Source organism: Acinetobacter sp. 24-47-39 (genome assembly GCF_056783825.1).
The window spans coordinates 46,043-55,037 of record NZ_JBWYIP010000018.1 but is presented as its reverse complement, the minus strand read 5'-3'; the positions used below and the strand labels follow the sequence as shown (position 1 = coordinate 55,037).

Here is an 8,995-nt window from a genome sequence, read left to right as displayed (position 1 = left end):
TAAACCCTTGTTTTTCAACAAGTTTTAATCAACATCACCGCCGATGGATGTGCATTCTACAGCATTCCTCCCCCAATGCAACCTCTTTTTTCAATATTTTAGAATTTTTTTAAATTGTGTGTATTGAGTGGATATTTAATAATCAAATTCACATCATTCAGTATGATATTGATAAAAAATCGAACACTTTAACTTTATTAAAATTAGATTAGAATAGTCACTATTATTTAACTGACTAGAACTATGTTACTAAATGGCTATATTTAAAATCAAAAAAGCCGTATTGATCTCCCTACTGCTTTTGATGTGCAGCTTTAGCCATGCCAATTCCAACCAGAACATTTATCAAATGACTCTATCTATTTTGAGCTATGCCAAAATTTCATCTCCACAACCAGATTTATGTCTAATTGATAACACTGTGGCATTAGCAGAGTTTAATCAAACCATTCAAAAGCAAAATTCAAATATCAAAGCACAAAATATTCATGATTATGAATTAAACAAGACCAATTGCGATGTTATATTTTTCTCTAAATCTTCTCCAACAGTCGAACAAAAGCTCATCCGAGAATCACTAAATAAGTCAATTCTCTCATTTTCAACAAATAATGAAGATTGTGAAGTGGGCAGTGTGTTCTGTCTTTATAGCAAGAAAACAGGTATTACAAAATTCAAAGTTAATTTAGACAGTCTTGCAAAAACCAAAATCCACGTTGATCCTCGTGTATTACTTCTTGCACAGAATATGGAGTAATTCAGATGATTGATAAATTTTTTGGATTAACTTCACTCCAATCACTATTTAGAAGATCACAATTTTTAATTTTTGCGATTACTTTTTTGATCTGCACTTTAATTTTTGCAACGATTTCAATTTTTACGGTGAAATCATACGCCAATCAAAACTTAACCTTAGTGAGTCGCACTATTGCGGAACGCATTCAACCTGCTCTTGTTTTCCAAGATAAATACACTTTAGACAATATTTTACACGAGTACACACAACAACACTCAATTCGCCTTATCCAAGTATTGGATAGCAATAAAGTTAAAATCACTGAAAGCAGCAAACTGATAGATCGCCATTCAGAACTTCAAACTTGGTTTGATGGATTATTTTTTTCTAAGCCGATTCAAATTGAAGTTACCCACAATGGACAATTGGTCGGTGAGCTTCATCTATTCGGCAGTTCTCAAGATATCATTTTATTCATTATCAAGATTTGCTTAGCCTTGATTTTAGGTATGCTTTTTATGATTTTCGCCTTATGGTGGTCGGTTAATGCAACCTATCGTCATATTATGAATTCTATATCACCAATTATTCATACAGCACAATTAGTGAGTCAACAAAAAGCATATAATCTCCGCTTTCCAAAAAATGATATTCAAGAATTTCATCATCTAAACTCAGTATTTAATCAACTATTAGAAGAAATTCAATCTTGGCACAATCAGTTACAGTCTGAAAATACTCAGCTTAATTATCAAGTACAACATGATGAATTAACACAATTACCAAACCGACATTACTTTTATAAAGTTTTGTGTAGCCTTTTCGATCAGCCTGATAAACGTGAAAATACTGTTTTGATTTTTATAGATAACAATAAATTTAAGTCTATTAACGATCAATATGGTCATTTAGTAGGGGATGAAGTGTTGAAAGAGATGGCTAAACGATTAAAACAAAACACTCGTCAAAATGATTTTGTCGCAAGATTAAGCGGTGATGAATTTGCAATTATCCTAAGTCCTGTCAGTCAGGTGGATCACTTAATTTCGATCGCCGAAAATCTTATAAAATGTTCTGATGAGCCCTTAAAATATAACGGACAATCAATTCATTTTAGTTTTAGTCTTGGTATTGCTTTGGCTAAAGAAGCTCATACCCCTGAGGACTTAATTTCTCAAGCAGACCAAGCGATGTACAAAGCGAAGAATCTAAAACATCATTGGCACATATTTCAACAATAGAGTTTTTACTGAGGATTAATACCTATGCTCAATCGTAGTTTCAAACTTTTTATCATGAGCATTCTTTGTATAGGATTAAGTGCATGCTTGGGTATGGGATCTTTAAGCTATAAACAAGTAAAAATGTTAAAACAACAAGGTTTCGTCCTCACAGAGGAAGGTTGGAGTTTGGGACTCCCCGAACGACTTCTTTTCGATTTCGATCAGGCTGAAATCTCTAAAAAAAATCGTGAACAGATTCAACATCTCGCAGCACAACTACAAAAGTACAATTTAAAGAAAGTCCGTATCGTCGGTCATACCGATCTTATTGGCAATCCAGATTATAATTTTAAACTTTCTGAAAGCCGTGCCCGAAGCGTAAGCACTATTTTTATTGAGGAGGGTTTTAACCCAGCTCATATCCAAACCATTGGTCGCGGTTCAACCCAACCTATTAATACTGCAAATACTGACGCTGCCCATGCAGAAAATAGACGCGTTGCTGTTATTATCGTACCTTAAACACTCAACAAAAAAAGATCCTGATAGGATCTTTTTTTAACAGCAAAAATCAGACATAAAAAAACCGCTTAACGCGGTATCTTTTATCTGACCATTTATAATGAAATAAATGGTCGGAGCAGTAGGATTCGAACCTACGACCCCCTGGTCCCAAACCAGGTGCACTACCAGGCTGTGCTATACTCCGATTACATCGGTTTGTGTTGGGGTGAATGACGGGATTCGAACCCGCGACAACCGGAATCACAATCCGGGGCTCTACCAACTGAGCTACATCCACCATCACAAAATTTGGTTCTATAAAATCAAGCGACCAATGGCGCGCCTGACAGGATTCGAACCTGTGACCATCCGCTTAGAAGGCGGATGCTCTATCCAACTGAGCTACAGGCGCATTACCCATGATTGCGAGATCATTGGAAAACCTTTGCCTTGAAGAATTGGTCGGAGCAGTAGGATTCGAACCTACGACCCCCTGGTCCCAAACCAGGTGCACTACCAGGCTGTGCTATACTCCGATTCATCTCAGCTTTTGTACCGTTCAACTTATCGTTTGATGTATCGTTCGGTACGGTGTGCATTCTAGGCGTGACGCTGGATAACGTCAACACCTATCTTCAAAAAAATTCAAAAAAACACTTCAAATGTATATTTATCAAGCATTTTGACTAATATTAACGCTTTAATGACGCACTAAAGTTTAACATTCGATCTAATGGTAATTTAGCGCGCTCTGCTAAAGCGGGATCAACATGCACTTCCTGATCACCATGTCGTAAAACATGCAAAATGCCATCCAATTCATTCATTGCCATCCATGGACAGTGTGCACAAGAACGACAAGTCGCTCCCTCACCTGCCGTAGGAGCCTCTATCAAAGTCTTATTCGGCACCATTTGTTGCATCTTATAAAAAATACCGCGATCGGTCGCGACAATCATTGTTTCATGCGGTAGTTCTTTTGCAGCCTTAATCAATTGTGAGGTACTTCCTACTGCGTCAGCAATATCAATAACTGATTCTGGTGATTCAGGATGTACTAAAACTGCAGCATCAGGATAAATGGCTTTCATCTGAGCGATGCCACGTGCTCTAAATTCCTCATGTACGATACAAGAACCATCCCAGAGCAACATATCCGCTCCAGTTTTCTTTTGAATGTAACGCCCTAAATGCTGATCAGGTGCCCAAATAATTTTTTCACCTAAACTATCTAAATGCTCAACAATTTCGACAGCACAACTTGATGTCACTACCCAATCTGCACGTGCTTTTACCGCAGCTGAGGTATTTGCATAAACCACAACAGTATGATCAGGATGAGCATCACAGAACTTGGTAAACTCATCTACAGGACAACCTAGATCTAGCGAACAAGTTGCCTCTAAGGTAGGCATTAAAATGGTTTTGTTAGGTGATAAAATTTTAGAAGTTTCACCCATAAACTTCACACCAGCCACAACGAGTGTTGTCGCATCATGGTCACGCCCAAAACGTGCCATTTCAAGTGAATCTGAAACACAACCACCAGTCAGCTCCGCAAGCTCCTGTACGACTGGATCACAATAATAATGAGCAACCAATACCGCATTACGCTTTTCCAATTCGGCTTGGATCTCAGCAAATTTTTGCTGCTTTAACTCTGGTGTTAAATCTTGATTGTTAGATTCACCAATCAGGTCTAAATGAGCTTGAACAATTGCTTTCGCATCATTTGCAATTAAATTGGTTGCATCATTCATTATTTGCATCTCTATCCATAGCGCTTATCGATATAAGCAATTACACACCGATTGGATTTGACCAATCATTAAAATTTGATAAATAAAAAGCCTCAACAGGAGGCTTAATTTATTTAAGAACGATAATCTGCGTTGATCTTGACATAATCATATGACAAATCACAGGTGTAAACCGTATCTTTGGCAGAACCACGGCCCAAATCAACGCGGATAGTAATTTCTGATTGATTCATTACTTTAGCACCAGCCTCTTCTGTGTAATCTGCCGCTGCACCACCATCTTTACAGATCTGGACATCATCTAACCATACTTGGATTTTGTCGACATTTAAATCTGGGACACCAGCATAACCAATTGCAGCCAAGATACGTCCCCAGTTAGGGTCAGAAGCAAAGAACGCTGTTTTTACCAAAGGTGAATGTGCAATGCTGTAAGCGATGTCACAACACTCTTGCGTATTTGCACCACCTTCAACTGAAACAGTTATAAATTTGGTAGCACCTTCACCATCTCGAACGATCAACTGAGCCAAGCGCTTCATGACACGTGTAAGTACATCTAAAACAACAGAGTAACGAGCATCTTCTTCAGATGTAATTTCAGCACCACCTGCTTGACCAGTTGCTGCAAAAATACAAGAGTCATTAGTAGATGTATCACCATCAATCGTGATGCGATTAAATGATTGTTCAACCGTGGTTTTTAATAGTTTTTGAACCAATTCACGAGCAATAGGCGCGTCTGTCGCTACGAAGGACAACATTGTTGCCATATTAGGACGTATCATTCCTGCACCTTTTGAAATCCCCGTCATTGTATAAACAACCCCGTCAATTTCAAATTGTTCAGAAGCGCCCTTAGGCAAAGTATCGGTCGTCATAATACCTGATGCTGCCTGAGGCCATACATCATCTTCTAGACTCTCAAATGCTGGTTTTAACCCAGCAATCAAACGCTCCATTGGTAATTGTTCACCAATTACGCCTGTTGAGAATGGCAAAACCTCGTTCTCATTTACACCAGCAATTTTGGCAAATTCAGCACAAGTGTCCTTTGCATTTTTCATACCTGTAGGACCAGTACCTGCATTCGCATTGCCTGTATTAATTACAAGGTAACGTGGATTTGTTTGAGACAAATGCAGTTTTGAAATATGTACTGGCGCTGCGCAAAAAGCATTTTGGGTAAATACACCTGCAACTTGAGTGCCTTGTGCGAATTCAAATACAACCAAGTCACGTCGATTTGGGTAACGTACATACGCTTCTGCTGAGCCAATTTTCACACCCTTTACCACATGCATTTGTGGCATTGATACGTCACCCACCGCCATTTTTGATTGTCCGAATTAAAAAAAATGATGGCTAAGCTTATTAGAAATTAGAAAAAAAATCGAGTGAATAAGGCATTAGGGTTGATTGAAATGAATGATTTGAAATAAATATCGATCCCTAAAAACAATAAAGCCAGTCAAAGACTGGCTTGTGTACGAAATTCTAAAATTAATTAGAGACAGTTTGTTCCAATAAGGCTTGTTTTGCTTTTTCTTGACTTGAACTTGAAAGAGCTGGATTTGATGCAACAATACGATTTGCTGTAGCTGGAGTTGCTGGTGCTATTGCAGCTGTTTGAAGAATGATTGGTCGACCAGCTGTATTACCAAGTGTGTAACGAATACCAGTGCGAGGACTTATCACCGTTGTGGAGTCATTTTTAACTTCAGTTTGTGCTTGAGTAACACCCGCAGCTGCTTGAACTTTCGCTAGAGGTACAGTTTTTGTATCAGTATTGGCAAATGCAAAAGCTGGTAAAGCAAAAACTGCAAATAGAGCCGGTTTTAGTATTTTTTTCATTGTCGCTTCCATATATTCAATCATGCAAAATTAAATAGCATTAACTGAGAAAATTGGCAATGCTTATTCACATGAACTGACCAAGCACTATAATATAATAAAAAAAGCAGAACCTAAGTTCTGCTTCATGAAATTTAGATTTTACCGTGACACTGCTTGTATTTTAAACCAGAACCACATGGACAAGGTGCATTACGGCTTTGAGGTGGCGTAATCTCAACTTCATTCTGATCCAATTCTTGAGTATTAACTGTTTGCTCACCTGTTAAACCATCAACTTCAGCATGAGAAAGTGAAAGTTGCATCGCTTCAGCTTGAGCTTGCTGCTGTGCTTCCATTTCTGCCAGCTCTTCAGGCGTTGGTAAACGTACTAATGAAAGATCTGTCACAACATCAGACTTAATGACTGCTAACATATTTACAAACAGATTGTATGCTTCTTTCTTATATTCCTGCTCAGGATTCTTTTGCGCATAACCGCGTAAATGAATACCTTGACGTAAATAATCCATCGCTGCTAAATGATCTTTCCAGTGGCGATCTAAAGAACTTAACATAAAGTTTCGTTCTAACACTGCTGCAGATTCAGCACCCATTTGTTCACGACGCGCACGATAGCGTTGTAAAACCTCATCAGTAATACGACGTGCTAATGCTTCTTCATCTAATCGACGATCTTGATCCAACCATTGCTGCACAGGAAGATCAATATTAAAGTCTGAGCGTAATGCAGATTCAAGACCTGGGACATCCCACTGATCATGAATTGATTCAGGTGGGATATACGTTTCAATCACCCCTTTCATCACTTCTTCATGCATTGACTCGATGTATTCTTGCAATGTACTTTCTGCCAGAATTTCATCACGCTGTGAGTATATAATTTTACGTTGTTCGTTATTTACATCATCATACTTCAACAGGTTCTTACGAATATCGAAGTTACGTGCTTCAACCTTACGTTGGGCGTTTTCAATCGAACGAGATACCATTTTATGTTCAATGGCTTCATTTTCTTGCAGACCCATTGCACGCATCATTGCGACGACACGATCACCCGCAAAGATACGCATCAAATCATCTTCTAACGATAAGAAGAAACGCGAAACACCTGGATCACCTTGACGACCTGAACGACCACGTAATTGATTATCAATACGACGAGATTCATGACGTTCAGAACCAATAATATGTAAACCACCAGAATTCAGCACCAGTTGGTTATTTTGTTCCCATTCTGCTTTTAAACGTGCTTCATCTTCAGGAGTTGGATTTTCAATTTTCGCCAGTTTCGCTTTCCAGTTACCACCGAGCAAGATATCCGTACCACGCCCTGCCATGTTGGTTGCAATAGTCACAGCACGTGGAGAGCCGGCTTGTGCAATAATATCCGCTTCACGCTCATGCTGTTTGGCATTCAGTACTTCGTGTGCGATACCCGCTTCTTTCAGTTTATCCGATAAGATTTCAGAAGCTTCAATTGTTGCCGTACCAATCAAAATCGGTGCAACACCAGCTTCATGAATTTTCTTAATTTCTTCAATAATCGCATTGTATTTACCATTACGATTCAAATAAATTAAGTCATTCAGATCTTTACGAATCATTGGACGATGGGTTGGAATCAACACCACATCTAAGCCATAAATTTCTTTCATTTCAGCAGCTTCAGTATCTGCTGTACCTGTCATACCTGAAAGTTTACGGTATAAACGGAAATAGTTTTGGAATGTGGTCGTTGCAAGCGTTTGGTTTTCAGGTTGAATCTCTAAACCTTCTTTTGCTTCTACCGCTTGATGCAAACCTTCAGACCAACGACGACCAGGCATCGTACGACCTGTATTTTCATCGACAATAATCACTTCACCGTCATGGACGATATAATGCACGTTACGATGATACAAGTAATGTGCACGAATAGAAGCTGTGACATGATGAACAAGATTTAAGTTGGCTGCAGAATATAGACTTTCACCCTCTGCCAATAAACCCATCGCAATAAGTTCACTTTCAATGGCTTCAAAACCAGCTTCTGTAATTTCGACTGAACGTTGTTTTTCATCGATCCAGAAGTGTCCACCATCTGCAACTTTTTCTTCTTTTTGAGCATGTAACTTTGGCGGAATCGCATTCATTGCCGCGTAAAGTTGTGAGGAATCTTCGCTTTGACCCGAAATAATAAGTGGAGTACGTGCTTCGTCAATTAAGATTGAGTCAACTTCATCGATAATCGCATAGGCAAGACCACGTTGTTTTTTCTCGGCTAACGAGAACACCATATTGTCACGAAGATAGTCGAAACCAAATTCGTTGTTTGTACCGTAGGTAATGTCTGCTCGATAAGCTTCTGCTTTTTCGACAGGATTCTGCATGGAGTAAATCACCCCAACAGATAATCCCAAAAATTCATAAAGTGGACGGTTTAACTCAGCATCACGTTGCGCCAGATAATCATTGACAGTAATAACGTGAACACCTTGTTCACTAATTGCATTTAAATATACAGCCAAAGTACCCATTAGGGTTTTACCTTCACCTGTACGCATTTCTGCAATTTTACCTTCATGTAGGGTAATACCACCAATCAACTGTACGTCATAATGACGCATACCCATAATACGCTTACCAGCTTCACGACATACTGCGAAAGCTTCTGGTAACAAGCGATCAAGACTTTCGCCGTTTTTATAACGTTGTTTGAATTCTTCTGTTTTTGCAGATAAGTCTGCATCACTTAACACAGATATCGTCGGCTCGAGCGCATTGATCTTCTCGACAATTTTACGCATACGCTTCAATTCGCGCTCGTTTTTAGTACCGAAGATTCCTCCGATCAGACTTGCCAACATATAGACTCTCTAAAACTTACTTATCAAAATGATTTTTCTCAAACGTTATTATGGTGCTAGAAATTT

At 38.8% G+C, this 8,995-nt stretch carries 7 protein-coding genes and 4 tRNA genes; 3 read left to right on the top strand and 8 right to left on the bottom strand.

The window, feature by feature from the left end; translation table 11 throughout:
- The first annotated feature begins 253 nt into the window (after positions 1-253).
- The 3 genes from yfiR to yfiB are packed head-to-tail and all read left to right on the top strand — an operon-like array spanning position 254 to position 2,484.
- Positions 254-757, top strand: a complete 504-nt coding sequence (gene yfiR / locus AC1M9C_RS14000) for a regulatory sequestration protein YfiR (protein WP_481953921.1) — start codon at positions 254-256, stop codon at positions 755-757.
- A 5-nt stretch (positions 758-762) separates the two neighbouring features.
- Entirely contained in the window at positions 763-1,980 is a 1,218-nt protein-coding gene (gene dgcN / locus AC1M9C_RS13995) for a diguanylate cyclase DgcN/YfiN (RefSeq protein WP_180028615.1), read from the top strand.
- Between the two features lie 24 nt (positions 1,981-2,004).
- Entirely contained in the window at positions 2,005-2,484 is a 480-nt protein-coding gene (gene yfiB, locus AC1M9C_RS13990; RefSeq protein ID WP_035267906.1) for an outer membrane lipoprotein YfiB, read from the top strand.
- A 110-nt stretch (positions 2,485-2,594) separates the two neighbouring features.
- Here yfiB and AC1M9C_RS13985 read toward each other — a convergent pair.
- From AC1M9C_RS13985 to secA, 8 genes are all read right to left on the bottom strand, one after another.
- Positions 2,595-2,671: transfer RNA gene (locus AC1M9C_RS13985), tRNA-Pro, on the bottom strand.
- A 17-nt stretch (positions 2,672-2,688) separates the two neighbouring features.
- Positions 2,689-2,764: transfer RNA gene (locus tag AC1M9C_RS13980), tRNA-His, on the bottom strand.
- 37 nt (positions 2,765-2,801) lie between these two features.
- Positions 2,802-2,878 (bottom strand) — tRNA-Arg (locus AC1M9C_RS13975).
- 47 nt (positions 2,879-2,925) lie between these two features.
- Positions 2,926-3,002, bottom strand: a tRNA-Pro gene (locus AC1M9C_RS13970).
- A gap of 156 nt (positions 3,003-3,158) precedes the next feature.
- On the bottom strand, positions 3,159-4,226 hold the full coding sequence (nadA, locus tag AC1M9C_RS13965) for a quinolinate synthase NadA (protein ID WP_481953923.1): 1,068 nt from the start codon (positions 4,224-4,226) through the stop codon (positions 3,159-3,161).
- A gap of 113 nt (positions 4,227-4,339) precedes the next feature.
- On the bottom strand, positions 4,340-5,560 hold the full coding sequence (gene argJ, locus AC1M9C_RS13960) for a bifunctional glutamate N-acetyltransferase/amino-acid acetyltransferase ArgJ (RefSeq protein WP_481610405.1): 1,221 nt from the start codon (positions 5,558-5,560) through the stop codon (positions 4,340-4,342).
- Positions 5,561-5,729: 169 nt separating this feature from the next.
- Entirely contained in the window at positions 5,730-6,080 is a 351-nt protein-coding gene (locus AC1M9C_RS13955; RefSeq protein ID WP_092768561.1) for a hypothetical protein, read from the bottom strand.
- A gap of 134 nt (positions 6,081-6,214) precedes the next feature.
- Positions 6,215-8,929, bottom strand: a complete 2,715-nt coding sequence (gene secA / locus AC1M9C_RS13950; RefSeq protein ID WP_481953920.1) for a preprotein translocase subunit SecA — start codon at positions 8,927-8,929, stop codon at positions 6,215-6,217.
- Positions 8,930-8,995 lie beyond the last annotated feature (66 nt).

Excerpts from the sequence above, each read along its gene's own strand:
- yfiR (WP_481953921.1), top strand. The coding sequence starts at position 254 with ATGGCTATATTTAAAATCAAAAAAGCCGTATTGATCTCCCTACTGCTT.
- dgcN (WP_180028615.1), top strand. The coding sequence starts at position 763 with ATGATTGATAAATTTTTTGGATTAACTTCACTCCAATCACTATTTAGA.
- yfiB (WP_035267906.1), top strand. The coding sequence starts at position 2,005 with ATGCTCAATCGTAGTTTCAAACTTTTTATCATGAGCATTCTTTGTATA.
- nadA (WP_481953923.1), bottom strand. The coding sequence starts at position 4,226 with ATGAATGATGCAACCAATTTAATTGCAAATGATGCGAAAGCAATTGTT.
- argJ (WP_481610405.1), bottom strand. The coding sequence starts at position 5,560 with ATGGCGGTGGGTGACGTATCAATGCCACAAATGCATGTGGTAAAGGGT.
- AC1M9C_RS13955 (WP_092768561.1), bottom strand. The coding sequence starts at position 6,080 with ATGAAAAAAATACTAAAACCGGCTCTATTTGCAGTTTTTGCTTTACCA.
- secA (WP_481953920.1), bottom strand. The coding sequence starts at position 8,929 with ATGTTGGCAAGTCTGATCGGAGGAATCTTCGGTACTAAAAACGAGCGC.